At 60.1% G+C, this 25,972-nt stretch carries 20 protein-coding genes; 6 read left to right on the top strand and 14 right to left on the bottom strand.

The window, feature by feature from the left end:
- Together DMX11_RS10390 and DMX11_RS10395 are read left to right on the top strand one after the other, a co-directional pair.
- Positions 1-822: DUF1853 family protein (locus DMX11_RS10390; protein WP_110744457.1), on the top strand; the 822-nt coding region annotated here is incomplete at its 5' end.
- 161 nt (positions 823-983) lie between these two features.
- On the top strand, positions 984-1,529 hold the full coding sequence (locus DMX11_RS10395; protein ID WP_110744458.1) for a cytochrome b: 546 nt from the start codon (positions 984-986) through the stop codon (positions 1,527-1,529).
- Here the strand turns inward: DMX11_RS10395 and DMX11_RS10400 are convergent.
- Both DMX11_RS10400 and DMX11_RS10405 read right to left on the bottom strand, forming a co-directional pair.
- Complete coding sequence (locus DMX11_RS10400) at positions 1,520-2,413, bottom strand: 1-aminocyclopropane-1-carboxylate deaminase/D-cysteine desulfhydrase (RefSeq protein WP_110744459.1); 894 nt, start codon at positions 2,411-2,413, stop codon at positions 1,520-1,522. The genes DMX11_RS10395 and DMX11_RS10400 overlap by 10 nt on opposite strands.
- 93 nt (positions 2,414-2,506) lie before the next feature.
- The gene (locus DMX11_RS10405; RefSeq protein WP_110744460.1) at positions 2,507-4,543 is read right to left on the bottom strand and encodes an NADPH-dependent 2,4-dienoyl-CoA reductase; all 2,037 of its coding nucleotides are present in this window, start codon (positions 4,541-4,543) and stop codon (positions 2,507-2,509) included.
- Positions 4,544-4,736: 193 nt separating this feature from the next.
- Between DMX11_RS10405 and DMX11_RS10410 the strand changes: the two genes are divergently transcribed.
- Both DMX11_RS10410 and DMX11_RS10415 read left to right on the top strand, forming a co-directional pair.
- Entirely contained in the window at positions 4,737-5,855 is a 1,119-nt protein-coding gene (locus tag DMX11_RS10410) for a nitrilase-related carbon-nitrogen hydrolase (protein ID WP_110744461.1), read from the top strand.
- Between the two features lie 4 nt (positions 5,856-5,859).
- Complete coding sequence (locus DMX11_RS10415) at positions 5,860-6,900, top strand: AraC family transcriptional regulator (protein ID WP_110744462.1); 1,041 nt, start codon at positions 5,860-5,862, stop codon at positions 6,898-6,900.
- Positions 6,901-7,227: 327 nt separating this feature from the next.
- Here the strand turns inward: DMX11_RS10415 and DMX11_RS10420 are convergent, their stop codons facing one another.
- The 6 genes from DMX11_RS10420 to DMX11_RS10445 all read right to left on the bottom strand — a co-directional run bounded on the left by DMX11_RS10420 (position 7,228) and on the right by DMX11_RS10445 (position 15,676).
- On the bottom strand, positions 7,228-7,953 hold the full coding sequence (locus DMX11_RS10420) for a transporter substrate-binding domain-containing protein (RefSeq protein WP_110744463.1): 726 nt from the start codon (positions 7,951-7,953) through the stop codon (positions 7,228-7,230).
- Between the two features lie 55 nt (positions 7,954-8,008).
- Positions 8,009-9,262, bottom strand: a complete 1,254-nt coding sequence (locus tag DMX11_RS10425) for an OprD family porin (RefSeq protein WP_110744464.1) — start codon at positions 9,260-9,262, stop codon at positions 8,009-8,011.
- Between the two features lie 110 nt (positions 9,263-9,372).
- Positions 9,373-10,689 (bottom strand): MFS transporter, encoded by a 1,317-nt coding sequence (locus tag DMX11_RS10430; RefSeq protein ID WP_110744465.1) that lies wholly within the window; start codon positions 10,687-10,689, stop codon positions 9,373-9,375.
- 60 nt (positions 10,690-10,749) lie between these two features.
- Complete coding sequence (locus tag DMX11_RS10435; RefSeq protein ID WP_110744466.1) at positions 10,750-11,802, bottom strand: lactonase family protein; 1,053 nt, start codon at positions 11,800-11,802, stop codon at positions 10,750-10,752.
- A gap of 121 nt (positions 11,803-11,923) precedes the next feature.
- The gene (acnA, locus tag DMX11_RS10440; protein WP_110744467.1) at positions 11,924-14,596 is read right to left on the bottom strand and encodes an aconitate hydratase AcnA; all 2,673 of its coding nucleotides are present in this window, start codon (positions 14,594-14,596) and stop codon (positions 11,924-11,926) included.
- 189 nt (positions 14,597-14,785) lie between these two features.
- A complete protein-coding gene (locus DMX11_RS10445; protein ID WP_110744468.1) occupies positions 14,786-15,676 on the bottom strand; it encodes a LysR substrate-binding domain-containing protein in 891 nt (296 codons plus the stop codon).
- Between the two features lie 223 nt (positions 15,677-15,899).
- Here DMX11_RS10445 and DMX11_RS10450 point away from each other — a divergent pair, with 223 nt between their 5' ends.
- On the top strand, positions 15,900-17,138 hold the full coding sequence (locus DMX11_RS10450) for a beta-propeller fold lactonase family protein (RefSeq protein WP_158286172.1): 1,239 nt from the start codon (positions 15,900-15,902) through the stop codon (positions 17,136-17,138).
- Positions 17,139-17,175: 37 nt separating this feature from the next.
- Here the strand turns inward: DMX11_RS10450 and DMX11_RS10455 are convergent, their stop codons facing one another.
- From DMX11_RS10455 to DMX11_RS10470, 4 genes are all read right to left on the bottom strand, one after another.
- Positions 17,176-18,360, bottom strand: a complete 1,185-nt coding sequence (locus DMX11_RS10455; RefSeq protein WP_256590590.1) for a cytochrome c — start codon at positions 18,358-18,360, stop codon at positions 17,176-17,178.
- A gap of 35 nt (positions 18,361-18,395) precedes the next feature.
- The gene (locus DMX11_RS10460; protein ID WP_110744471.1) at positions 18,396-20,159 is read right to left on the bottom strand and encodes a GMC family oxidoreductase; all 1,764 of its coding nucleotides are present in this window, start codon (positions 20,157-20,159) and stop codon (positions 18,396-18,398) included.
- Positions 20,160-20,166: 7 nt separating this feature from the next.
- A complete protein-coding gene (locus DMX11_RS10465; RefSeq protein ID WP_110744472.1) occupies positions 20,167-20,910 on the bottom strand; it encodes a gluconate 2-dehydrogenase subunit 3 family protein in 744 nt (247 codons plus the stop codon).
- Between the two features lie 143 nt (positions 20,911-21,053).
- Positions 21,054-22,442 carry an MFS transporter gene (locus tag DMX11_RS10470; RefSeq protein WP_110744473.1) on the bottom strand — a complete coding sequence of 463 codons (1,389 nt, stop codon included), beginning with the start codon at positions 22,440-22,442 and terminating at the stop codon, positions 21,054-21,056.
- Positions 22,443-22,554: 112 nt separating this feature from the next.
- On the opposite strand from DMX11_RS10470, the gene DMX11_RS10475 reads away from it, so the two are divergent.
- Complete coding sequence (locus DMX11_RS10475; RefSeq protein ID WP_110744474.1) at positions 22,555-23,445, top strand: LysR family transcriptional regulator; 891 nt, start codon at positions 22,555-22,557, stop codon at positions 23,443-23,445.
- On the opposite strand, the gene DMX11_RS10480 is transcribed toward DMX11_RS10475, so the two are convergent.
- Together DMX11_RS10480 and DMX11_RS10485 are read right to left on the bottom strand one after the other, a co-directional pair.
- Complete coding sequence (locus DMX11_RS10480; protein WP_110744475.1) at positions 23,442-24,497, bottom strand: beta-propeller fold lactonase family protein; 1,056 nt, start codon at positions 24,495-24,497, stop codon at positions 23,442-23,444. The two genes, DMX11_RS10475 and DMX11_RS10480, sit on opposite strands and share 4 nt — an antisense overlap.
- Before the next feature lie 70 nt (positions 24,498-24,567).
- Positions 24,568-25,899, bottom strand: coding sequence for a CitMHS family transporter (locus DMX11_RS10485; RefSeq protein WP_110744476.1), 1,332 nt, complete (start codon positions 25,897-25,899; stop codon positions 24,568-24,570).
- Positions 25,900-25,972 lie beyond the last annotated feature (73 nt).

Raw genomic sequence — 25,972 nt, forward strand, 5'->3', positions numbered from 1 at the left:
CCCCAGCGCCACCCGCTGGCCGGCAGCCTGTGGGCGCAGCAACCGCAGCGTCTGGAGCAGTGGTTGCGGGGGCTGGAAGAGGATGATCGGCCGTTGCGCGAGTGGCTGGCCAAGCTCGGCAGCCGGCGCCTGGGGCACTACTACGAACGCCTGTGGCAATTCGCCCTAGGCCAGGCGCCGGGCGTCGAGCTGCTGGCGGCCAACCTGGCCATCCGCGATGGCGGGCATACCTTGGGTGAACTGGACGTGCTGCTGCGCGACGGTGACGGCGTGCACCATCTGGAACTGGCGATCAAGCTTTACCTGGGCCCGGAAGGTGCCGGGCACGATCCCCATACCTGGCTGGGGCCAGGTTGCCATGACCGGCTGGGGACCAAGCTGGCGCACCTGGCGGGGCACCAGTTGCCCATGTCGAAGGGGGCGCACAGCCGTCAAGTGCTGGTTCAGCTAGGCGTGGAACAGGTGCAGGCGCACATGTGGCTGGGTGGCTATCTGTTCTATCCATGGCCTGGGCATGCCGAGGCGCCCGACCGCGCCAACCCGCAGCATCTGCGTGGGCGCTGGCTGCGGCGGCGGGACTGGGTGATGGGTGAAGGCGAGCGTTGGCAGCCGCTGCCGCGGCATGCCTGGCTGGCGCCAGCGCGGGTCGAGTCGGCTGAATGCTGGCAGGCGGAGCACTTCGCGGCTTGGCTGCATGTGCTGGAGCAGCAGGCACCAGCACAGTTGCTGGTGCGACTGGAGCCTGATGCCGATGGTGCCTGGCAGGAAGCAGAGCGGGTGTTTCTGGTGGCTGATGACTGGCCGTATCTGCCCGGTCACTGATGTCGCCTGTTCCGGCCCCTTGGCGGGCACGCCCGCGAAGGGGCCGGGGCGGACAACACAATTTTCACAGACCCAGCGCAAAGATCTGTTCCCGGTAGCCAGTAAAATGACACCTGAGCGCCAGCAAGAGCGCCATTCCGACCTGATGACGAGGACCGATCATGGTTTCATCCACCCCCGCGAACCACTACGCGCGCCTGTCCATCGCCCTGCATTGGCTGATGCTGGTGCTGCTGGCCGCTGTCTACGCCCTTATCGAACTGCGTGGCCTGTTCCCCAAGGACAGCGTCGAACGCAACCTGATGAAGGACCTGCACTTCATGCTCGGGCTGAGCGTGTTCGTGCTGGTATGGTTGCGCCTGGCCGTGCGCCTGAGCCGCCCGACCCCGCCCATCGTGCCCAAGCCGCCAGCCTGGCAGACCGGCCTGGCGCACTTGATGCACCTGGCGCTGTACCTGCTGATGATCGGCATGCCGCTGGCCGGCTGGCTGATCCTCAGCGCTGCCGATAAACCGGTGCCGTTCTTCGGCCTGGAGCTGCCGCACCTGATCGGCCCGAACCCGGACCAGGCTAAATTCATCAAGGGCTGGCATGAACGCATCGGCAGTTGGGGCTACTGGCTGATCGGCCTGCATGCACTGGCTGGGCTGTACCACCACTACGTGCAGCGCGACAACACGCTGCTGCGCATGCTCCCCTACAAGTAACCGCGCCGGCCCTGCAGCCCCCCGGTATGCACGAAGATCAGGCGGCTACCGGGCGTGAACAGCCCCGCCGCCACCTGGTCACGCAGGGCCAGCAGGGCCTTGCCGGTGTAAAGGGCTTCGAGCGGCACGCCAGTGTGCCGCTCGCAGTCGGCAATGAACGCCAGCAGGTCATCGTCGAACTTGCCAAAACCACCACGGCAAGCGTCGTGTAGCTGGTAGCCATGGGCGCCAGCCAGTGCCGTTACCGTCTCTGGCACACCGTGATCCCTGGGTACCGCCAATGCGCCATGCACAGCATGTGCACCTGCTTCGGCCAATACCAGGCCGGCCAGGCTAGTCCCGGTTCCGACGGCCAGCCACCAGGCGTCGTAGTCCGCCCAGCCCAATGCCGCGATTTGGGCGCGGGCCTGCTGCATGATCAGCGTGCAGCCCTGTGCACCGGCCAACCCGCCACCGCCCTCGGGAATACAATGCCAACCAGGGTAGCGCGCCTGCCATGGTTCCCAGAAACCCAGCTCATTGCGGGCGCGGTAGCCGCTATAGCCCAGCCAGTGCAACTCCATACCCAGCGCCTGCAGGTCACGCACGGTGGGTGTGTCTTGGGCATGGCCGCGCAGCAGCCCGGCGGTGGCGAAACCGAAGCGCTTGCCGGCGGCGGCCAGGGCATGCAGGTGATTTGAGTGGTTGCCACCCAGGCTGATCAAGCCTGAGGCATTGCTGGCGCTGGCCTGCTGTAAGTGGTGGCGAAGCTTGAACCACTTGTTGCCACTGATCAGCGGGTCGATCAGGTCCAGACGCAGGATGGCAGCCTGCACCTGGGCGTGTTGCAGCCAGGGCAAGCTGAGGGGTTGCAGGGGGGCTTGGGGGAGGTCGAATGCATGCATGGACCGCAGTTTACAAGGAAACCCCGAGGGCCCAGTGCACTACTTGTAAGCGCTGGTTTGCCGGTGATGGGCCGCGCAGCGGCCCCGGCAGTCTCAAAGCTCAGCCGCCAATCTCGACCCTTGGTTGATCGCACGCTTGGCATCCAGCTCGGCCGCAATATCGGCGCCACCAATCAAGTGCACCGACTGCCCCTGCGCCACCAACCCATCCTGCAGCTCGCGCAGCGGCTCTTGCCCGGCACAGATGACCACGTTGTCCACCGCCAGCACCTGCGGCTCACCCTCACCAACGCGAATGTGCAGCCCGGCATCGTCGATGCCCAGGTACTCGACACTGTTGAGCATCTGCACCCGCTTGTTCTTCAACCCGGTGCGGTGAATCCAACCGGTGGTCTTGCCCAACCCGTCACCTACCTTGGACTTCTTGCGCTGCAACAGGAACACCTGGCGCGCCGGGGCGTGCGGCTCGGCCTTGATTCCGGCTACGCCACCGCGCGCCTCGAGCCCGGTATCGATGCCCCACTCTCTCCAGAAGGCGTCGCGGTCCTGGCTGGTGGCTACCCCTTCATGCACCAGGTACTCCGACACGTCGAAGCCAATGCCACCCGCACCAATCACCGCTACCGCCTTGCCCACCGGTTTGCGTTGCAGCAGCACATCCAGGTAGCTGAGTACCTTGGCATGCTCGATACCCGCAATGGCCGGGGTACGCGGGGCGATGCCAGTGGCCAGGATGATTTCGTCGTAGCCGCCTGCCACCAGCGCCTGCACGTCTACGCGGGTATTCAGGCGCAGGTCGACGCCTGTGCTTTCCACCTTCTTGCGAAAGTAGCGCAGGGTTTCGAAGAACTCTTCCTTGCCCGGTACCCGCTTGGCGACATTGAACTGCCCACCGATCTCACTGGCACTGTCGAACAAGGTCACTGTGTGGCCACGTTCTGCGGCAACGGTGGCAGCGGCCAGGCCGGCAGGGCCGGCGCCCACCACGGCAATGCGTTTCACCTCGCGCACCGGCAGGTAATTGAGCTCAGTCTCATGACAGGCACGGGGGTTGACCAGGCAACTGGTCAGCTTGCCGCCGAAGGTATGGTCCAGGCAGGCCTGGTTGCAGCCGATGCAGGTGTTGATTTCATCCGCGCGACCGGCAGCGGCTTTGTTGACGAAGTCCGGGTCGGCGAGAAACGGGCGGGCCATCGAGACCATGTCCGCGTCGCCCTCCGCCAGCACCGCCTCGGCTACTTCCGGGGTGTTGATGCGGTTGGTGGTGATCAGCGGAATGCTCACCACGCCCCGCAACTTGGCAGTGACTTTGCTGAAGGCCGCACGCGGCACTTTGGTGGCGATGGTCGGAATCCGCGCCTCGTGCCAACCGATTCCGGTGTTGATCAAGGTAGCGCCGGCCTGCTCGATGGCCTTGGCCAGCAGCTCGATCTCGTCCCAGGTGCTGCCACCCTCGACCAGGTCGAGCATCGACAGGCGGAAGATGATGATGAAATTCGGGCCGACCGCGCCACGTACCCGGCTGACGATTTCCACCGCCAGGCGCATGCGGTTTTCATAACTGCCGCCCCAGCGGTCGGTGCGGTGGTTGGTATGGGCGGCCAGGAACTGGTTGATGAAGTAACCCTCCGAACCCATGACCTCGACACCGTCGTAACCGGCGCGCTGGGCCAGCACTGCGCAATTGACGAAGTCGGCGATCTGCTTTTCGATGCCCTCCTCGTCCAGCTCCCTGGGCTTGAACGGGTTGATCGGCGCCTGGATCGCGCTAGGTGCCACCTGGCGAGGGCTGTAGGCATAGCGCCCGGCATGCAGGATCTGCAGGCAGATCTTGCCACCGGCGGCGTGCACCGCTGCGGTGACGATACGATGCTTTTCGGCCTCTTCCTCGGTACTGAGCTTGGCTGCACCGGAATACACCCCGCCTTCATCATTGGGCGCAATGCCGCCCGTGACCATCAGGCCAACGCCGCCGCGGGCGCGCTCGGCAAAGTATGCAGCCATGCGCTCGAAACCGCCGGGGCGCTCTTCGAGGCCGGTGTGCATCGAGCCCATCAGGGTGCGGTTGCGCAGGGTGGTGAAGCCCAGGTCCAGCGGGGCGAGCAGGTGCGGGTAGCGGTCGGCGGCCATGGAAAGGTCTCCTGATGGCGTGATCACGGATTGCGGGCACCTCACTGGGTGGCGGGCCCCGTCGTTTGTCTGTCAGCGACATTAAACAGCCGTTTGAAAGGGCTCAATGATCGAAACTGACAAGTTATTGATCCTGACAAACAGCGGGACTACCCTAGGGAATCCCTCGACACCTAAGGCGCTGTCCTGCTTCATGCGAAAACTCTTGGCAAGCGCGTTGGCGCTGGTGATGATCGCCGCCTTGTGCGGCTACGGCTTCTGGACCCAACAGCGCCCGGAAGGCCACTACCTGTCCGACCTGCGCATCGAACTGGCACTGAACCATGGCGTGCCAGGCGAACACGGCAACCTGCTGGGCGTCGAGCCGCTGCTGTACCCGGGGGACTACCAGAACCTGCAGCGCCTGCACCGCAAGCTCGCCGCTTACCTCGAACAGGCCCGCGCACAAGGCCTGATAAGCCCGCGCACGGTAGTGGTGCTGCCGGAGCACATCGGCACCTGGCTGTGGGCGCGCGGTGAGAAAAACGAACTGTATCAGGTGACCCAGAGCCGCGAGGCCCTGCAATGGCTGGAGCTGAGCAACCCGATGCGCTACGGCCTGGCCATACTCGGCGCCGACGGCGATGACTGGCGCACCGATGCGCACCTGCGCATGAAGGCCGAGCAAATGGCCGCAGACTATCAGCAGTTGTTCGGCGGCCTGGCCAAGGAATTTGGCGTCACCTTGGTGGCCGGTTCGATCGTGCTACCGGAACCCTACGTGAAACAAGGCGTACTGCATGCCGGGCGGGGCCCGCTGTTCAACAGCAGCGTAGTGTTTGCCGGCGACGGTTCAATGCTGGGCCAGCCGCAACGCCAGCAGTACCCCGACAGCGAGATGCGCCGCTATGTGCACAATGGCCGCCAGCATCCGCTGCAGGTCGTGCAAACCCCAGTCGGGCGCCTGGGCGTGCTGGTAGGCAGTGACAGCTGGTACCCGGAAAACCACCAGCAACTGGCACAACAGTCGGTAGACCTGATCGCCAACCCGGTGTTTCTCAGCGGCAAGGGCAGCTGGCAGGCGCCATGGCGCGGTAATCGCCACCAGCACGCCAGCGCCGGGCTGGCCGTGCAACGTGGCGAAGTCAGCGAGCAGGACGCCTGGCATCGCCTGACCGAAGCGGCCGGCGCCAATGCCAGCAGCATCAGTGTGTTCATGCGCGGGCAGTTCTGGGAACAGGGCAGCGATGGCCAGGGCTTCGCCCGCCAGTCGGGTGAATTGCTGGCCGGAACGCCCAGCCCTGGCGCCCGCTTGCTGAATCTGTGGCTATAGGCTCATGGCCCGTACCCGCGTGCGGCTTGGCGAGCTTTCGGTAGGCTTCGTTCAGCCGCTGACCGAGGCCTTGCTTGGGCTGGGCCACGACCCCGAGCCACTGCTGCACCGCTATGGCCTGGACGCGGCGCGGCTGAGTGAAGCCGGTGCACGCCTGTCGATCCCCCGCTACATGCACCTGGGGCACGCGGCAATCGAGCTGAGTAATGAGCCAGCGCTGGGCCTGCACATGGGGCGCCTGAGCCGCCTGGCGCTTGCTGGCCTGGCCGGGGTCACCGCGGCCCAGGCCCCCACCTTGGGTGAGGCGGCGCGCACTCTGCTGCGCTTCGAGCCGCTTTACGCGGCCAACTACCGTGGCCGTTCCCGCTTTGTGGAAGATGCCCAGGGCGCCTGGCTGCGCTTCTACTCCATCAGCCCGTATAACGACTACAACCGCTTTGTGGTCGACTCACTGCTGGCCGGCTGGCTGGCCCAACTGACGGACCTTGCCGGCACCCCAGTGCAGGCCGAACGCCTGGACATCGAATTTGCCGCGCCAGCCTATGCCGCGAAGTACCAGCCGCTGTGCAGTACACCCGTGCAGTTCGCCGCCGAAAGCAACCAGCTACGCTTGAGCCGCGCCACCTTGCAACTGGCCAACCCAGCGCATTGCCCGAGCACCTGGCAGCACCTGTTGCAGCTGTGCGAGGCAGAGATGCTGCAACGCACAAGGGTCCGCAGCCTGGGTGAGCGCATCACCCACCTGCTGGGACCCCTGCTCAATGGCGGCCGCGAACCGGACCTGGAAGAAGTGGCACTGCAACTGCAACTGCCCACCTGGACCTTGCGCCGTAAGCTGGCCGAGGAAGGCACGCGCTTTCGGGATTTGCTCAATGAAACACGGCGCGACCTGGCCGAGACCTATATCCGCGATACGGAGCTGGCGTTCGGCGAGATTGCCTTTCTGTTGGGTTTCGCTTCGGCAGAGGCCTTCCAGCGCGCATTCAAGCGCTGGACGGGCCTTACACCGGGGGAGTTCCGCCGCAGCCAGCGACGCGCAGGTTAAAGCTCGGTGGCGTCGTCAGCCGGTTCCGGGGTGTCCAGTTCGTAAGCCTGGGTTTCGAGTAGTTCTTCCTGGTATTCATCCATAGCCCTGCGTCCTCTTTACTCATTTTGTCTTCGTAGGTGTCGCCTTCAAGCTAAGCAGGTGGCATGAAGGAATGATGACAAGCTTATGATCTGGTACGTAGCAACCGTTAGATCTCTGCGCTCTATGCATACTAGGACAAAATTTTCATATGCAGGTTCTGCCTAATTTCTCCCTTAGCGGATCGACATGGGCATTCAAGATAGGTAAGCGGTTTCTCGGCTGCGCCATGCGTTCCGGCAACGCTCAGCGGGGAGCACTGACGTCTGTCTGTCCGCTAGCAAGCAACGCGCCGCGGACGAAGCCCTCGGCAAGACGGCGCTCGACAAAATTGCGCACATAGGCGGCGCCTGCTTCACGTTCGCGAGGTACGGCCATCGCTTGCCGAATCGACGTGAATGCACCGTCAAGCACGCGATAGCGTTGATCACTGGCGGCGACCCTTTCCAGCGGCTGACGTACGCCTGCAGCAGCATCCAGATCGCTCTCAATAAAGAGGTCCACTGCGCCGGCAGAAGTCTCAGCACGGACCAGCTCGGCATGTTGCAGCGTGCGCGTGAGATACAGGTCATAGGCTGCACCTTTACCCACAGCCAGGCGAAGGCCAGGCCGGTCCAGCTCGTCAACGTGCTGGAACGGTGCTTCTCGCTTGACCAGATAGGTACCCTCGATCAGCACATAGGGCTCACTGAACGCGATTTGCGCCTCACGCACGGGTTCGATGGCCAGAAACGCCAAGTTCCAAGCCCCTTCTTCCAGTGCAGCAAAGACTTTTCCCGCAGCATCGAAAGTGCGCATGTGCAAGGTGACACCCAGCTCTTCGGCCAAAGCCTTGGCCAGGGCTACGGATACACCCTGCGGCTCGCCCGTCGAGCCAAGCTGGGCCAACACCGGGTTGCCGAGGTTGATCGCGACGCGCAGGGTGCCGTCGGGGGCCAGATCTTTGAGGACGCTGGTGGCGATAGTGTTCATGCAGGTCTCCTATAGAAGTCGTGTGATACTTTTCCCAGCCATGTCGGCAAAAACGTCACCAAATCGGCAAGGTATACGAAACGATCAGACGGTTTTCATCTGCGCCACGGGCGAAATTGGAACGATAGGCTGCGTTGCGCCAGCGCACACCGACATTCTTCAGCGCGCCGGACTGGAACACATAGGCGATATCGGTGTTGCGCTCCCACTCGCGACCTTCATCGCCACGCGTAGCGGCATCGGCTTGATCCCCCTTGACGTAGCGTGTCATGAAGGTCAACCCCGGGATGCCAACGGCGGCGAAGTTGTAATCGTAACGCAGCTGCCACGAGCGCTCGCCGGGCTCGGCGAAATCATTGATCTGAATGTAGTTAGCCAGGTAGGGATCGGTGCCGTCGAGGAATGGCATTGAGGTATCGCCGTTCATTTTTTGCAGGCCCAAGCCCAGCGCATGGCCGCCCAGGCTGTAGGTGAACAGACCGCTGAGCGCGCCGCTGTCGATCGCACCGCCGCGAGCATTGCCGGCGTCATCGCTGAGCATGTAGCGCAGGTCGCTCTTGAGCTTGCCCGGGCCAATGTTCCACGTATGGCCGATGCCGAAAAAGTTCTGACGGTACACATCCTCAAGTTCGGCGTATTGGTAGCTTAGGGTCAGCGCCTTGCTCACCGCGTAGTCGGCGCCGCCGACCCAGTATTCGTCGCCTTCGACAGCACCGGCAAAGCGGCGATTCTTGTTGTTCAGGCTGATCTTCTGGGCGTCGCTCGAGTCGCGATCGGTCACCCGGTCCAAGCGTGCACCGGTCACGGTCAGGCCAGCGATCTCGTTGCTTGTGAGCAACCCGCCCTCGAAGGTCTGTGGCAAGATACGGCCAGTGTTGGCTTGCACTGTCGGCAACTTGGGAATCAGGGTGCCGTATTTGAGTTCGGTTTCGGACATCTTGACCTTGGCCGTCAGGCCGAGGCGGGTGAACTCATTGGCGGCGCGGCCGTTGTCATGCACCGGCAGCAAACCGGAGCCTGCACGGTCGGGGCTCGAGTCAAGCTTGATACCTAGCATGCCCAGAGCATCAAGGCCAAAGCCTACGGTGCCTGGGGTATAGCCTGAGCGGAAGTCGAGCAGAAAGCCCTGCGCCCATTCCTCCCGCTTGGACTGGCCAGTGCCGTCCCGAAAATCACGGTTGAAGTAATAGTTGGACATCTGCAGGTTGAGCTTGCTGTCCTCGACAAAGCCCCCTGCGTCAGCAGTACCGGCGAGCACGCAAGGTGACAGGGTAATCAGAGTGCGCAGGATGTTCTTGTTGTTGTGCATCTGGCGGTTCCGTTTGGTTAACACAGGAATGCCCGGCCTGGACGCTCGGTCCGGGCTTGGAGAAGTGCAAAGGAGTCCAGCGGATGGGGGCCGCGTGGCAGCCCCGACGATCAATGTGCAGAAGCTGCCATCGGTTGATCCGGCTCTTTGTTATTGACCCGCATCAGCGCTGTCATCAGGAACGCGATGAGCAGCAGCGCACTGAGGAACAGCAGGCCTGTGGCCGCGCTCTGGCTGTTACCCTTGACTACGCCAATCATCGACGGACCCACAAAACCACCGAGGTTGCCGATCGAGTTGATCACCGCAATGGATACCGCAGCGGTGGCGCGGTCGAGGAACAGCGTCGGCAGCGCCCAGAACGGCGACTTGAAGCTGTACAACCCAGACAGCGCAACACAGATCATCGCCATCGAAGCAATCGGGCTGGCCAGCGTGCCGGCGCCGACCAGGCCCAGTGCAGCGATTGCAAGGGGGATGGCCGAGTGCATCTTGCGCTCGTTGCGCCGATCAGAACTGCGCGACCAGATAATCATCGCCGCGGTTGCAACGATATACGGCAGCATCGCGATCAGGCCGATCTGGGTATGGGTCAGGTCGCTGGAGAAGCCCTTGATGATCTGTGGCATCCAGTAACCGACGCCCAGGCTACCGCACTGATAAACGAAGTAAATGAACGCGAGGTACAGCACCTTTTTGTTGACCATGGTCTTGAACACACCCAGGCGCTTGACGTTCTTGCGGCTCTGGCGGTCGCGTTCGAGCTCGGCCAGCAGCCACTCCTTTTCCTGCGAGGTCAGCCATTTGGCCTGCTCGGGTTTGTCGGTCAGGAAGAAGAAGCAGGCAATGCCCAGGAACACGGCAGGCACGCCTTCGAGGAACAGCATCCAGCGCCAGCCGCTCCAGTCGAGCCACTTGATGTTGTCCATGATCCAGGTCGAAAGCGGTGCGCCGATGGTGTAGCTCACCGGAATCGCCGCGGTGAATAGCGCCACCGTGGTGGCCAGCTCACGCGAGCGGAACCAATAGGTGAGGTAGACGATCACGCCCGGAAAGAAGCCCGCCTCGGCTACGCCGAGGAAGAACCGCAGTACATAGAGCTGGTTGGCCGTCTGGGCAAACGCCGTGGCTGCGGCGATGACGCCCCAGGTCACCAGAATGCGAGCAATCCACACCCGCGCACCGAACTTGTTGAGCATAACGTTGCTGGGCACTTCGAACAGGAAGTAACCGATGAAGAAGATTCCGGAAATGAAACCGAAGGCTTCGCTGGTCAACGCCAGCTCCTTGTTCATCTCTAGCGCGGCATAGCCGATGTTGGCGCGGTCAAGATAGGACACGATGTACAGCAGGAACATGAACGGGATGATGCGCAAGGTCACCTTGCGGACAATCGCCTGCTCGTCGACAGTATTGTTGTTGTTCATAAGGACCTCATCTGGAACGGACCGTAGCCCGTCCCTTAATTGTTATCGTTGTAACGGGTATCAGGCAGAAAAGATCATGCACACCGGACTTCCGGTCGAAACCGAGAAGCCGGTCTTGCTCAGTGCACCACTGCACGGGTCGACTGCAAACGATACGATGCTGTCGCTGTCTTCATTGAGCGCGAACAGGAAGCGCTGATCAGGTGTCAGGGTGAAGAAGCGCGGCGTCTTGCCTTCAGTGAGAACGAACTCGACCGGGCTGAGCAGCCCACTGACCCGATCGATGGCGTATACCGCGATGCTGTCGTAACCGCGATTCGAGGCGTAGAGGAAACGCCCGCTACGGTCGATTTCAATTTCCGAAGCGCGGCTGTTGCCGGTGTAGCTGGCGGGCAATGAAGGGAGTACCTGGATCGGCTGTAGCGCGCCGCTATGTGGGTCGAAACGATAGCTGGTGACACTGGAGTCCAACTCGTTGATCACATAGGCAAACCCCGCCTTGGGATGCACTGCAATGTGGCGCGGGCCGGCACCTTCACGCGCAGCAATGAAGGGTTGGTCGGCAGGATGCAACCTGCCGTTGTCGAAGCGGAAGCTGAACACTCGATCGAGCCCCTTGTCCGGTACCAGGACAAAGTTACCGGACGCATCGAACGGATTGAAATGCGGCTTGGCGAACGGCTGTTCGACGCGGTGCGGGCCGACTGGGCCGTCAAGGGTGAGCAACTGGTTGACACTGCCCAGCGCGCCGTTTTCGGCCACATTCAGCACGGCCAAGGTGCCGGTGATGTGGTTGGACACCACCATGAAACGCTCGCTTGGGTCCAGCGCCAGGTGCACCGGGTTCTTGCCCTCGCAGCTCTGGCGGTTGAGGAAGGTCAAGGTCCCACTGGCCTTGTCGACGCTGAAGGCGCTGACTTCGCTGCAGTCGCCGTGAACGGTATACAACCGGTCTCCGGCACGGTTGAGGGTAAGGAAGGAAGGGTTGACCAGATCAGTGACGACCTGTACCTGCTCCAACGTACCGGCCTGCTGATCCAGGCGATAGACCGTGATGCCATCACCCCGGGCGTTACGCTCGCGGGTGGTCCGCGAGCCGACATAGGCGTACATAGGGTTGTTCTCCCGTTTGCAAATGCGTTTTCAAGCGGGCACCAGCCTTTTGGCAGGCAGCAGTACCCTGTGCGGCAGCATTGCTGCCGCCGCCGGAGTCGTTACACCAGTGCTTGGCGGGTTAGCCGCGAGTCCGTTTGACCACTTTTCGGATCACGTACGGCAGCACCCCGCCGTTAGTCAGGTAGCGCAGTTCCTGCAGCGAATCCAGTCGAGCAATCAGCTCGATCTGATCGCGAACGCCACCCTCACGGACTATCTTCAGGCGAACACGGTTATCGCCAACGACCAGCTCATCCAGACCCACCAAATCGAATTGCTCAGTGCCGATCAGTTGTAGATCGTCTGCGCCCTGCCCGTCCTGGAACAACAGGGGCAACACGCCCATGCCGATCAGATTACTGCGGTGGATGCGCTCGATACTGCGGGCTACCACAGCTTTCACCCCAAGCAGGGCCTGCGCCTTGGCTGCCCAGTCGCGGCTGGAACCGGCGCCGTAGTTGATGCCTGCGAAGACAATCATCGGCGTACCCGCGTAACTCTGGGCGGCTTCGTACAGGGGCAAGCACTCGCTGTGGTCCGCATTCCAGGCCCAAGCGCCGACGCCAGGCTGCTGCTCACCGACCAGACGGTTTTTCACCGACTTGTTGGTGAAAGCTCCACGCAGCATGACTTCGTGGTTACTGCGGCGAGTGGAATATTGGTTCAGGTCTTGTGGATCCTCACCGCGCTCCAGCAGCCACTGGCCTGCAAGGCTATCGGCAGGGATGGCACCGGCGGGCGAAATATGGTCGGTGGTAACGTTGTCCCCAAGCACCATGAGGGCACGAGCACCCTGAATCGCCAGGCTAGAATTTGGTTCAGCCTGGATGTCAGCCAGGTATTGCGGACGGCGAAGATAAGTCGAGCGAGGGTCCCAAGGGAACTGGACACTGCCCTCTGCGGAGAGCGCCTGCCAGTGATGAGTACCTTCCCACACCGTAGCCAGCCGCTGTTGGAAGAACTCCGGCTTCACCACTTTCGCGGCCAGCGCAGCCACTTCTTCATCACTGGGCAGCAGGTCGTGCAGATAGACCGGATTCTCTGCTGAGTCATAACCCAAAGGTTCACGCGTCAGGTCGATCTCGATGGTACCGGCGATGGCAAAGGCGACGCACAACGCGGGCGAGGCAAGATAACCCGCGGGGACTTTAGGGTTCACCCGACCTTCAAAATTACGATTACCGGACAGTACGACCACCCCCTTCAGGCCTTGATCGGCGAACACCTCGACATGCTCTTCCAGCTTGCCCGAGTTGCCGATACAGGTCATGCAGCCAAAGCCTGCAACATCGAAGCCCAGAGCGGAAAAATCCTGCAGCAGGTCAGCTTCAGCCAGATAGTCGGAGACGACCTGGGAGCCTGGCGACAAGGAAGTCTTGACCCAGGGCTTGCGTTGCAGGCCCAGGCGACGTGCCTTTCGGGCCAGCAAGCCGGCTTGGATCATCTGCGCCGGGTTGGCCGTATTGGTGCAACTGGTAATTGCCGAGATAACCACGGCGCCATGCGTGATCGGTTCTGCGAATGTGGGCTCGAAGTACTGCTCAGAGGATGGCCCGGCGATAAGGTTGCCGCCGCCCAGGACTTCCTTACGGAATGAGTCGCCCGAGCGCGACAGCGGTTGACGCTGATGCGGCTGGTAAGGTCCTGCAACGCTTGGCTCGATGCTGGCCAGGTCCAGTTCGATCAGTTCATCGAACTCCGGCTCCGGCAGTTCATCACTGCGATACAGGTTTTGCGCACTCATGTATGCGGCGGCCTGCTGACAGAGCGCTGAAGAGCGGCCGGTAAGCTGCATATAGTCGAGCGTCTGGGTATCGAAGGGGAAGAACACTACCGTAGCGCCATACTCCGGGGCCATGTTCGACACCGTGCCACGCGCGGCCCACCCAACGTTCGAAAGGCCTGGGCCGGTGAACTCTACAAACTTGCCGACCACCGAGCGCTTGCGCAGGATCTCAGCGACATGCAATGACAAATCCGTCGCGGTAACACCTGGGCGCAGCGCGTTGGTCACACGCAGGCCAATGACCTTGGGAAAGCTGATAGGTACCGGCTCACCAACCATCGCTGCCTGCCCTTCGAGGCCGCCAACACCCCACCCCAGAACACCGATGGCGTTGATCATCGGTGTATGGCTGTCTGTCGCGACCATGTCATCGGGGTGCAACAAGCGCTGGCCATCTTCGGTGCGGCTTTCCCACACGACTTTGGCCAAGGCTTCCATGTTCATTTGATGGATGATACCGGTGCCTGGGGGGATCACACCGAAGTTGTCCAGGCTTTTTTGCGCCCACTTGATGAAACGATAACGTTCACTGTTACGGCGGAAATCGATATCAAGGTTCTGCTCGACCGCATTGGCGTCGGCATAGCTTTCGACAATCACCGAGTGGTCAATGGTCAGCACGGCGGGAATCAGCGGGTTCATAGCGCTGGGGTCACCACCGAGCTCGGCGACTACATCGCGCATACCTGCAAAGTCAGCCAAAGCCGGCAGACAGGTGGTGTCATGGAACATCAGCCGGTTCGGCTGGAACGGCACTTCGCAATCTGGCCCCTGCCCCGTGGCTCTAGCCAGTACTGATGCGAGCGCTTCGGGTGTGCAACGGGCAACGTTCTCCAGAAGAATACGGATCGAGTAGGGCAGGCGCTGCAATTGGGCTGGGCTCAGCAACTTCTTCAAATCAACATAGGCGAATTGGGCCTGGTCGATCTCCAGGTTGCTCATCAGGTCGCGGGCAGTCTTGGTCATGCTCGTATCGCTCTGCGTCTTATCGTTGTGACAGCATCGGCTGACCGATGCTGGTGATGGGGCAATGCTAGTGGTTGGCCCACCGGATGAAAATTGATGAATCGCCATGGCAGCGTTCTCTATTGGAGAACGCTGCTCAAGTGGATTGATCGGGTGATGGGGTCAACAGCACCAGGGTGCGGGCTAGAGCTAGCCTGCCTCACTGCGAATGTTGTCGACGAACGTGCGTAAGGTTGGCGCAGCGGCATCGTAACTCTGCAAGACCAGCAACAATGCGCGTACGGCCCAGGCTTCGTCCAGGCGCAGAACCTTCAGTTTGAGGCTTCGCTGGTAGGGCTTCACTACGGACCGCGGCAGCACCGCGATGCCCATGCCAGCGGCCACCATTCGACAGATGCAATCAAAACTGCTGATTCGGATTCGCAGCTTGAGCGGCATATCCAGAGCCTCTGCCTGCTGAGTCAGCAAGCCATACATGGAACTTTCACGGTGCGGGCCGACCATCTCGTACTGCAAGACTTCAGCGAACCTTATGCTTGCAGAGGACGCCAGGGCATGCGCTCCCGGCACTACCACGACCAATTCATCGGTGCGATAAGGCACTGTTTGCAAACCTCTGGAAGCGGTTTGCGACGCGATAACCCCAACGTCAGCGCGGCCCTCCGCCACTGCGCTCACCACATCGGCCCCCACTCGTTCCTGAATGTCGAAACGAATCAATGGATAGAGCGCGGCGAATGCTGTGATATCCGTGGGTAGAAATTGAGATAACGCAGAAGTGATAGCGTGAATACGTATGTGCCCCTTGACCCCTTCGGAAAACTCCCCCAGCTCGGCATCAAGGTTTTGCAGCGTCTGCCGCACCTGTCGGGCGTAAAAAAGCAATGACTGCCCGGCCGGGGTCAGCTCTACGCCACGTGCATGACGGATAAGCAATGGCGCCCCGGTAAGGTCCTCCAGTTCGCTGATGCGCTTGCTGACCGCAGAAACAGCCAGGTGCCGAAGGTTCGCGGCATGGGTGAGGTTTTGCGTTTCTGCAACAGCAATAAAAACATCAAGGCTTGTCAAATCGTATCGCATTGCGTCTCCGAGCTGGCTGCGCGCTCCAATCGCCGTTTTCGTATCACATACTCCCCGAAATGGCGGATCCACGCACTAGAAACACTTCATGCTGCAGACCTGACGCCGGTCACACGTCAGAGGATTGATCGATTCTTCATTATTGCTTTTTAACAACTTTAAATACAATGTTAGGCACCGTTCAATGGAACGGCCAATCACAATAACGAAAGCCGAGCAGACCATGAAAAAAAACCTTCTCGCACTGGTGCTGACAGCGTCCCTGCCTGCGATATCAAGCGCCGCATCTTCTGCACAGCAACAACCAGAGCTGCTCTATGCAAGCCTAGGAGAGAGAGTGCTGGGGTACCGTGTCGATCCCAGTGCGGGCGAGTTGCAATTGATCAGTGAAACAAAGGTTCCGGCAAACCTGCAATTTGGCGTGAAGAATGCCAAAGGCAGCATGCTGTATGTGGTTTCCAGCAACGCCGGGAACGGCACCTTGGGCGCCAAGGGTGATACCCATGTCTTGCAGGCATTCAGCATCAACAAAGCATCCGGGGAACTGACAGCGGTCGGGGACGTCATCGCCCTACCGGAACGACCGATCAACCTGGGGCTGGATCGGCAAGATCGATTTGCGGTGGTTGCCTATAACCAATCCTCTACCCTCAGCGTGCATCCAATCAAGGCGGACGGCAGTGTCAGCCCAGCAGTCCCACAGGGGCAGGTGCCACAGGCAGGCATATTCACACATCAGGTAACCTTCACCCCCAATGACCGCTTCGTGATAGCCCTGGCTCGCGGCAATGACGCGGTCAAGCAGGTACCAGACCAGCCAGGCAGCGTGAACACATTTGCGCTGGATGAACAGGGTTTGCTGCACAAGGTTTCAGTTGCGGCGGTCGACCCAGGAATTGGCCCAAGGCACCTGGCCTACCACCCTAGCCAACCCTGGGCTTACGTGGCCATGGAACGCGGCAGTAAACTCTATATGTACAAGCTCAAGGCTGATGGGTCGTTGCAGCAGGCGCCCAGCTTCAAGAAGGATACCCTTGAGCACCTGAGCAATCTCGAAACGCCTCGTCAAAGAGGCGGTGTGATCCAACTCTCGCCGAATGGACGCTTCCTTTACGTGAGCAACCGTGCGGATGCCGCCACCGAGCATGAGGGTAAACGAGTGAACAATGGCGGAGAGAACAACATCGCCGTATTTGCCATCGACCAGCGCACGGGTGAACCTCATCGGATTCAGGTCATCGATGGTCAAGGCATCGAAGCACGCACCATGAAGGTCGATCCCTCTGGCAAATTGCTGATCGTGGCCAACCAGATGACGCAATGGGTGAAGGATCACGGCGAGCTACGCAAGCGCCGCTCGAACCTGGCGGTTTTCCGTATCGAGAATAGTGGCAAGCTCCAGTTCGTGCGCAAGTACGAAATGGATGATGAAAGCAAATCGCTACTGTGGATGGATATCTGAAAATGACCGAGCCCCGCTGCTGCGGGGCTCAGTTCATTCATCGCTCGTTAGCCAGCTGTTCGCGAACTGCCCGCGCCTGTTGAGTGGTAACAGCAGGGGCGGCGTTATCCCAGGTATTGCGGATGTAGGTCGCCACAGCAGCCACTTGGCTGTCATCAAGACGCCATGCGAACGACGGCATGGATGGCCCCGTCGGTGCCGCATCGGTAGCAACCGCCTGCGCCCCGTCCAGCACTACACGCAGCACTGTGGCCGGGTCCTGTGCGAGTACCGCGCCTGCATTACGTAAAGAGGGGAACAACTTCGGTACACCTTCACCATTGGCCATGTGACATGCCGAGCAGTTGTCGGCATAAAGCGCCTTGCCCACCACCATCGACGATGTCGTCGGATCCACTTGCTTGGGCGCCTCCAGCCCAGCATCCAGGCTCTTGATGTAGGTGGCGATCGCGGCCAGGTCTTCATGCCGCATGAACTGGGTGGAATGCATAACAACCTCCCCCATAGGTCCAGAAGCCGCCGAGTAACGATTGCGACCGGTCTTGAGGTACTCGACCAGCTCTGCGTTGGTCCAGGCGCCAACCCCGCGGTAGGCATCTCCGGTAATGGTCGGCGCGACCCAGCCCTGCAGCGTGTAACCCTGCAGGTGTCCACCCGAGGTATCACCGCCCAGCAGATTCTTGGAGTTGTGGCAGGTACCGCAGTGTGCAAGGCCCTCGGCCAGGTATGCGCCGCGGTTCCACTGTTCGCTCTTGTTCGGGTCAGGTTTGTACTCACCTTCCTTGAAGAACATCATGTTCCAACCGTAGAGGCTGGTCCTCACATTGAACGGGAACGGCAGCTGATTGGCCTCGACCTTGTTGCGCACCGGCGGCAAAGTTGCCAGGTAGGCACGAATGGCCAGCAGGTCTTCACGCTTGACCTTGGTGTACGCCGTGTAGGGGAACGCGCCGTACAACAATTCGCCTCTGTGCCCGATACCCTTCTGCAGAGCCTGTATGAACTGCTCATCGGTCCAGGCACCAATGCCTGTCTCACGATCAGGCGTAAGGTTGGGGGCGACCAGTTTGCCAAAAGGCGTTTCGATTGCTTTGCCTCCCGCCATCACAGCGCCGTGTTCGGCAGTATGGCAGGCGGTGCAGTCACCCACGGTTGTCAGGTAGCGGCCTTTCTCGATGGTCGGGAACGACGCGCTTTGGGCAGGGCCAGCAGGCACCCACATCAGGGACACAGCTAGCGCTGCAGTAGCTGACCTGTTCATGCGTGCACCAACGGGCCAGGGTTCTTCAGATACTGTGTCCGGATAGCATTCGCAGCCCAGTAAGCCAGCGCGCCAACCGTGGCGGTAGGGTTATAACCCGCATTTTGCGGGAAGGCTGACCCGCCGATCACGAACAGGTTTGGAACGTCCCAGCATTGCAAGTACTTGTTGACCACACTTTCGCGTGGGTTGTCGCCCATGATCGCGCCACCGGTATTGTGGGTGCTCTGGAACGGTACAATGTTGTAAGGCCCCTTGGCCGGCTTTGCGACTAGCTGCCGAGCCCCCATGGCACGCGCCACATCGGCGGCCTTGTCGGTGACGAAGCTCGACATTTTCAAGTCGTTGTCCGGGAAGTCGAACGTCAGTTGCATCATTGGCCGACCGTGGCGGTCCTTGTAGGTCGGGTCTATGCCGAGGTAGTTCGAACGGGTCGGGTACGAACTGCCCTGGGTGCGAACCACGGTGGTGCTGAGGTAATGCTTCTGGGTCGCTACCTTCCACTTACTACCCCAGCGGGGCGTGCCTGGAGGAGTCATCCGGTTGCTGATCGGCCAACCGCTTGTGACGTTGGACATGATGCAGGCACCACCAAAGAAACCCAACCCGGAGTGATCGAAGTTGTCGCCGTTGTATTCGTCGCATGCCTGCCCTACTCCGCCTCCCGCGATGAAGGGATTGAAGTTTTTGTCATCGAAGAATGCCTGAACCGCAGAGTTGGTCTGGTAGGCGTAATTCTTTCCGATGAGGCCTCTCTCGCTGATAGGGTCATACGGCGTGCCAATGCCGGATGCGAAGAGCAGGCGCACGTTGGGTACCGAGAACGCCGTCAGAATGACCAGGTCCGCCGGTTGCTCATAATGCTGGCCACTGGCATCGACGTAGATGACCCCAACCGCGCGTTTGCCCGAGGCATCCAGCTTGATCTGCAACACCTCTGACTGAACCTGGGCGGTGAAATTGCGCCGACGCATCAGCGCGGGAATGATGTTGGTCTGCGGGGTGGATTTGGAATAGTTGGCGCAACCGCAACGCGAACAGTAGCCACAGTAAGTACACGGCGCCATGGTCACGCCATAGGGGTTGGTGTACACCTGCGATGCGTTGCCGCTGGGCGTCGGAAACGGACGCAGTCCCATCTTCGCAGCTGCCTCGGCGAACAGCGTCGGCGCGTAGGTCATTGCCATCGGCGGCAACGGAAACTCACTCGAGCGGTTGCCTTCGAACGGGTTGCCGCCGGGTTGATAGTGGCCGTTGAGCATACCGGCCTTGCCACCAATACCTGCCATTTTTTCGAACTTGTCATAGAACGGTTCAAGTTCGTCGTAAGTGATACCCCAGTCGCGGATCAGCAAGTCCTTGGGGATGGCTTTGGCACCATAGCGCTCGGTCAGATGCGAACGCAGCACAAAGTCGCTGGGGTTGTAGCGCCACGTGAGCCCGCTCCAGTGGGCGCCGGAGCCGCCCAGGCCGGTGCCCAGCAAGAACGAGCCATATTCGCGCATCGGCAAGGCAGTCTGGTCATACGCGTTACGGAAGGTATAGGTGTCTTCGGCAGCAGTGATCATCAACTCCTGCTGGATCACATAACGCAGTTCATCCTGTACATATCCCGGATTGAAGTCGGTACCGGTATCGCGCCACGGACCACGCTCGAAGGCAATGACTTCAAGGCCTGCTTCGGCCATCTCGATCGCCATGATCGAACCGCACCAGCCCAGGCCAACGATTGCCACGTCTTTTTTAGGTAACTTGATCATTTGACTCTTACACCTTCCAGTCTGGGCGGCCGGAAATACTTACGGGAGGGTTCGGATACGTCTGGCCATGCTTGTCGATCCAGTCCAGGTAGTCGTAACGAGCACCGGGATAACCAATCATTTTCCAGCTGACCATGTCGCGGTTTCCGCCATAGATGGGATCGGCGAAAAAGCCTTCCATAGTGCGCGACAGCAGCACCTCGAAAAACGCCGCGCCTTGCACACCATCGGGCAGTTCCACATGGCCGCTTTCCAGGCCGCTGAGCAGCGCCTCTCGATCGTGCCCCGACAACTGGGCGAACGTCTTGCCGAAGGCTCCCTGACAGTGTTTTTCGAGCGACGTCAACCCAGCCCGCATCTGCTCCGCAGGCGTCAACGGTGATTGCGGACCTTGGGTTGGCAGCCCTTTGGCAAAGGGCCCCTGCAAGTACATGCGCGCCCCTTGCCCCTGAGGGCCAGACATCTGGCGGTCAATGTAGATGGCACAGCCGGCCTCTTTACCGCTCATGCTCATTTCATCGGCCGGGATGAGTGTCTCAACAATCGCTTCAACCAACTGCTGTTCGTGCTCGGTGAAGAACGTCCAGTTATGCGGATCGATGTCCGCAGGCGGGTCTGCGGCGTTTGGCGCCCAAGGCAAGGGTTCACCACCGACGATGGTGGCGGCATGGGTGAAAGATGAGCTCACCGCAATCAGCGTGCCGGCCCCCAGGAGCTGACGGCGGGTGATACCAGGAGATGTAAGTTTCATTTAGGCCTCTCAGGACGAATCACGAGCGGCCGGCATGGTAATGTTTTTTGTAACACCAAAATACAAAAATAAGATGAAAATTGCTTTTTACGATGAACCGCTTCGCAGTGGCGGTCATTACTGCTTCATCCCGCCATCCACTATCACCCCTGTATTACGGAAGCTCCAGCATCTCGACGAAGTGTCCAGCTGGCACCCGTGGCAACCGCTGCCAGCAGCGCAACCAACAGAAATGCAAACTGGAAGTCCGCAGCCGTTTCCACTCCGACGTTTTCATGGAGCAGCATGGCGAACCGCAAAATCAGCGCTCCAACCGCGATCCCAAGACCCATGCTGAGCTGGAAAGCCATGCTGAAGAGTGTGGAAGCATCCCGCATCCCAGTCGTGGATATCTCGGAGAATCCAACATTGTTGTAGGCCGTAAACTGTAGCGAACGAGACAGGCCGCCGATGAAAAGCCATGCAACTACCAGCTCATGGCTGGTAGACGGCTCGAGCAGCGCACAACCACCGATACAGAGAACGCCCAGCCAGCCATTCAATAGCAATACCTGCCGGAAACCCCATCGCTTGAGCACCGCAGTAGTGACAGCTTTCATTGCCAGGTTGCCAGCAAAGACCGCGATCATCAGGCTGCCGGCGGTTAGCGCCGACAGACCGAAGGCGAGTTGGAACATCAACGGCAACAGGAACGGCAAACTGCTGATACAGACCCGGTACAAAGAGCCGCTGAAAAAGGTCAGCCGAAAGGTCTGCACGCCCAGCGCATCGAGTTTAAGCAGCGGAAACGGGGCCTTGCGCAGATGCCACACACTCAGCACCGCAAGCAGCATTGCAGCGACAATGGTCCATGCGCCAGACCACGACTGTCCGGCCGCGTGACCTAACATTTCAAACCCTGCCAACAAGGCAACACAAGTGCCTGACAACAGAATGAAGCCAGTCCAGTCGAATGGCATGCGGCGCTCGGAGCGATGATTGTCGATCAGGTAGCATGCGAAGATGAACGCGATGATGCCGAAGGGAATATTCAAATAGAAGATCCAGGGCCAGGTGGCATGTGTGACCATCAAAGCGCCAACCGGGGGCCCGAGCACTGGCGCCACCAAGCCCGGTACGGTGATGTAGCCTATGGTTCTTACCAGGTCCTTCTTTTCAGTGGCGCGTAGCACGGCCAAACGGCCGACTGGCACCATCAATGCTCCACTAATACCCTGCATGACACGCGCAACAACGAATGTTTCTAGGCTGTAGCTCAGCCCGCACAACAACGACGCCAAGGTAAATGCGGCAATAGCGGCAGCGAAGGTCGTACGCGCCCCCAGTCGATCGGCAACCCACCCGCTAAGTGGAATGAACGCTGCCATCGCCAGGAGATAGCTGCTCATCCCAATGCTCAGGTCTACCGGGCGAATGGCAAAGCTACGGGCCATTTCCGGTAGCGCAGTGACGATCACCGTCGCATCCAGGTTCTCCATGAAGAATGTAGCGGCTACCAGAAAAGCGATTTGGGTTGATCGAGTCATGCTCAGGGCGTCCAGTACTCACGTCGAATTGACCGAGATTAGCCACCACTAATTGGAATGGAAAATTCTTTTATGTAAGGTTAGCCATCTATTTTTGTTGTGAGCTCCCGCTAACACAATGAACCTGAAAGCCCTCAAATACGCAGTCGAAGTCGCTCGCACCGGCAGTTTCACTCGTGCCGCACAGCATTCGCACGTTGCACAATCGGCCCTCAGCATGGCAGTCGCTCGGCTTGAGCATGAGTTAGGGGTGCCACTGTTTGACCGCAGTGTTCGCGGGGTGACGGCCACAGCGGAGGGCGGAAGGTTTCTCGAGCGGGTCGACCTCATGCTTCAGGAGTTGGCAGCAGCCCGCCAGGAGCTGACCTCACTGGCCAATTTGCAAAGCGGTGAGGTGAGACTGGGATTTGCGCCCATGTTCGGGATGGGCCGCCTGCCGATGTGGCTCGAGCAGTTTCACGCCCAGTATCCGGGCGTGCGTTTCAAGGCGTTTGAAGGAGGCGGCCAAGAGGTGGACTGGCGGCTTGAGTCACGCGACATCGACGTCGCGTTGATGAATGCCCGCAGGGTCAAGCCGCACTGGCAATCGGCCGTGGTCGATGCCGACGAGCTTGTGCTATGCGTACTGCCTGATCACCCACTGGCCAAGCTGGATGCTGTCTCTGCCGAACACTTGCAGGGCCTGCCCATGGCGGTGCTCGATGGACGTTTCGCGCAACGCCTGATGCTCGATGAATACTGCAAACAGCACAGGGTTGCGTTTTGCACCGTGTTGCAGAGCAATGACGCCCCATTGGTGCTACAGGCCGCACTGCGGGGTCTAGGTGCGACAACGGTGTTCAAATCCAACCTTCACGCCGTTGGCAACCTGATTAGCGTGCCGTTCGAAACGCCCCAGCATTTGCAGTTCAGTTTATGTTGGCGAGCAGATGAGCACCTTTCCTTGGCCAACAGGCGCTTCATCGAGTTCGTTACTGGCAAGCCTATGCCGGTCCAACCGCGCCGCTAGTCGCCGACGAACACCATACAAACGGGGCTACCGGTGTGGGTCACATGCCCGGTGGCGGACAGGCGGCCACTCTCTTGGCAGACCTCGAAAGCCTCGAGGGTGTCACTGTCCTCGTTAAGCGCGAACAGGAAACGACCATTCGGCGTCAACGAAAAGAACCGCGGAGTAGCACCGCCACTTGGGACCCAGTCGATAAGCTTCAGCCCGCCGGTAACCTGATCGATGGCGAACATCACAATGCTGTCATACCCACGGTTCGATGCATAAAGGAAACGGCCAGTACGGTCAACTTCGACCTCCGAGGCACGGCTGTTCCCAGTGAAGTATTCCGGCAACAGGCTTAGTATCTGCCTGGCCTGTAATCCGCCTGTTTGCGCATCGTAATCATAAGTGGTGACGCTGGAGTCGAGTTCATTTACGGCATATGCACAAGGCAGATTCGGATGCAGTGCAATATGCCGAGGGCCCGCATTTTCGCGAGTGATCACAAACGGCTGCTCGGCCGGGGTCAGGCGTCCTTGCTCGAATCGGAAGCTGAAGATTCGATCAAGCCCCTTGTCTGGCACCAGCACAAACTGGCCGGTGGAGTCGAAGAGATTGAAATGCGGCTTGGGAAAAGGTTGTTCCGTACGATGTGGGCCTGGCGGCCCGTCCAAGGCGACGAGTTGTACCACCGACCCAAGCGCGCCCTGATCGTCAACCTCCATCACAGCCAAAGTTCCTGTGATGTGGTTGGAAACCACCAGATGCCGCTCATCCGCAGACAGCGCGAGGTGGACGGGGTTCTTGCCTTCGCAACACTGGGAATTGAGCAGTTTCAGGTAACCGCTAGCATTGTCGATTTTGAAAGCGCTGACGTCACTACGGTCCCCATGCACGGTGTACAAACGGTCACCCGCACGATTTACAGCCAGGAACGAGGGATTAACCAGATCCTCTACTTGCTGAATCAGCTCCAACACGCCTCGCTCCTGATCCAGCCGGTAAACGCTGATACCGATGCCGCGCGCGTTGCGTTCTTCAGTGGTGCGGGATCCTACATAGGCAAACATAAGCGCTCCTGTTCAGTTAATCAGAGCCTAAAGAAACGGCGATCCAGGATCGCCGTTTGCTCGCCTGCTGTCAGACAGCACGCCAAGGGAACAAGCCAAAGGCCATACTGACCAGCATGATCACCAGGCACAGGGCAAAGGCCCACTTCAGGGTGTACTTCTGATGGTCACTGAACTCGACCCCGGCCAACCCACACAGCAGGTAAGTCGATGCCACCAACGGGCTGAGCAAGTGCACCGGTTGCCCGACCAACGAAGCCCGACCGATCTCGGCGTGGGTGATGCCATAGACCTCGGCGGCCTTGGCCAGCACAGGCAATACACCGTAGTAGAAGGCATCGTTAGACATGAAGAACGTGCCTGGAATGCTCGCCAGTGCAGTGATAGGTGCCATATAAGGGCCCCATTCCGCCGGCAGCATGCTCAGGAAGCTCTTGGACATTGCATCGACCATGCCGGTCCCCGACAGAATGCCCGCCAGGATACCGGCAGCCAGGAAGATCGCGATCTGGTTCAAGGCCGTAGGCGCATGCGCGGAGATACGCCGGCGCTGATCCTGCATGTGCGGGTAGTTGATTACCAGCGCAATCGAGAACGCCACCATGAACAGGATCGCCAGCGGCAACAGTTCCATGACCAGGCCAGCCATCAAGGCAATGGTCAGTGCAGCGTTGAGCCAAAATAGCTTGGGCCGACGCAGTTCGGCGTTTTCCTCCGACAATGCCGGGGTGCCATCACCGTCGCCATCATCAAAGGTAGTGGCCGCCGAGCCCAGCGATTGTGGGAGCCTGCCCAGCCGTTGCCGCTCACGGGTACCAATGAACCATGCAAGCAGCAGCACACCCAGGAAACTGATGATGAGTGTCGGAATCAACGGCAAGAACAGGTCTGCTGTATCGACCTGCAAGGAAGCAGCGGCACGAGCGAGCGGCCCACCCCATGGCAGCAGGTTGGTCACACTGGCAGCCAGAATTACCACGCAGGTCAGTGCCAGAGGGTCCAGCCTCATCCGCTTGAACAACGGCAGCATCGCAGTGACCGTGATCATGTAGGTGGTCGAGCCGTCACCGTCCAGCGACACCAGACCTGCCAGCAGCGCGGCGAACACCACCGCTTTCATCGGGTCCCCGCCAATCAGCTTGATGAACTTCTTGATGATTGGGTCGAACAGCCCAGTGTCGAACATCAGGCCGAAGTAGAGGATGGCGAACATCACCATGATCGCAGTCGGCGCGACCTTGCGCAGGCCCTCGATCATCATGTCGCCCATGTCCGGCCCGAAGCCGGCAATCAACGCGAAGACGATCGGTACGGTGGTCATGGCCACCAGGGGCGAAAGGCGCTTGGTCATGATCAGGGCCATGAAGGTCACGATCATGCCGTATCCGAGAAATGACAGCATTTGTATCACCTTGACTTAAAATACAATTATTGTTGTGAGTCAGCGCGGTGAGGCGCATCAAGGGCAGCAGCGA

The sequence above is a fragment of the Pseudomonas sp. LB-090624 genome (assembly GCF_003205205.1).
Classification (GTDB): domain Bacteria; phylum Pseudomonadota; class Gammaproteobacteria; order Pseudomonadales; family Pseudomonadaceae; genus Aquipseudomonas.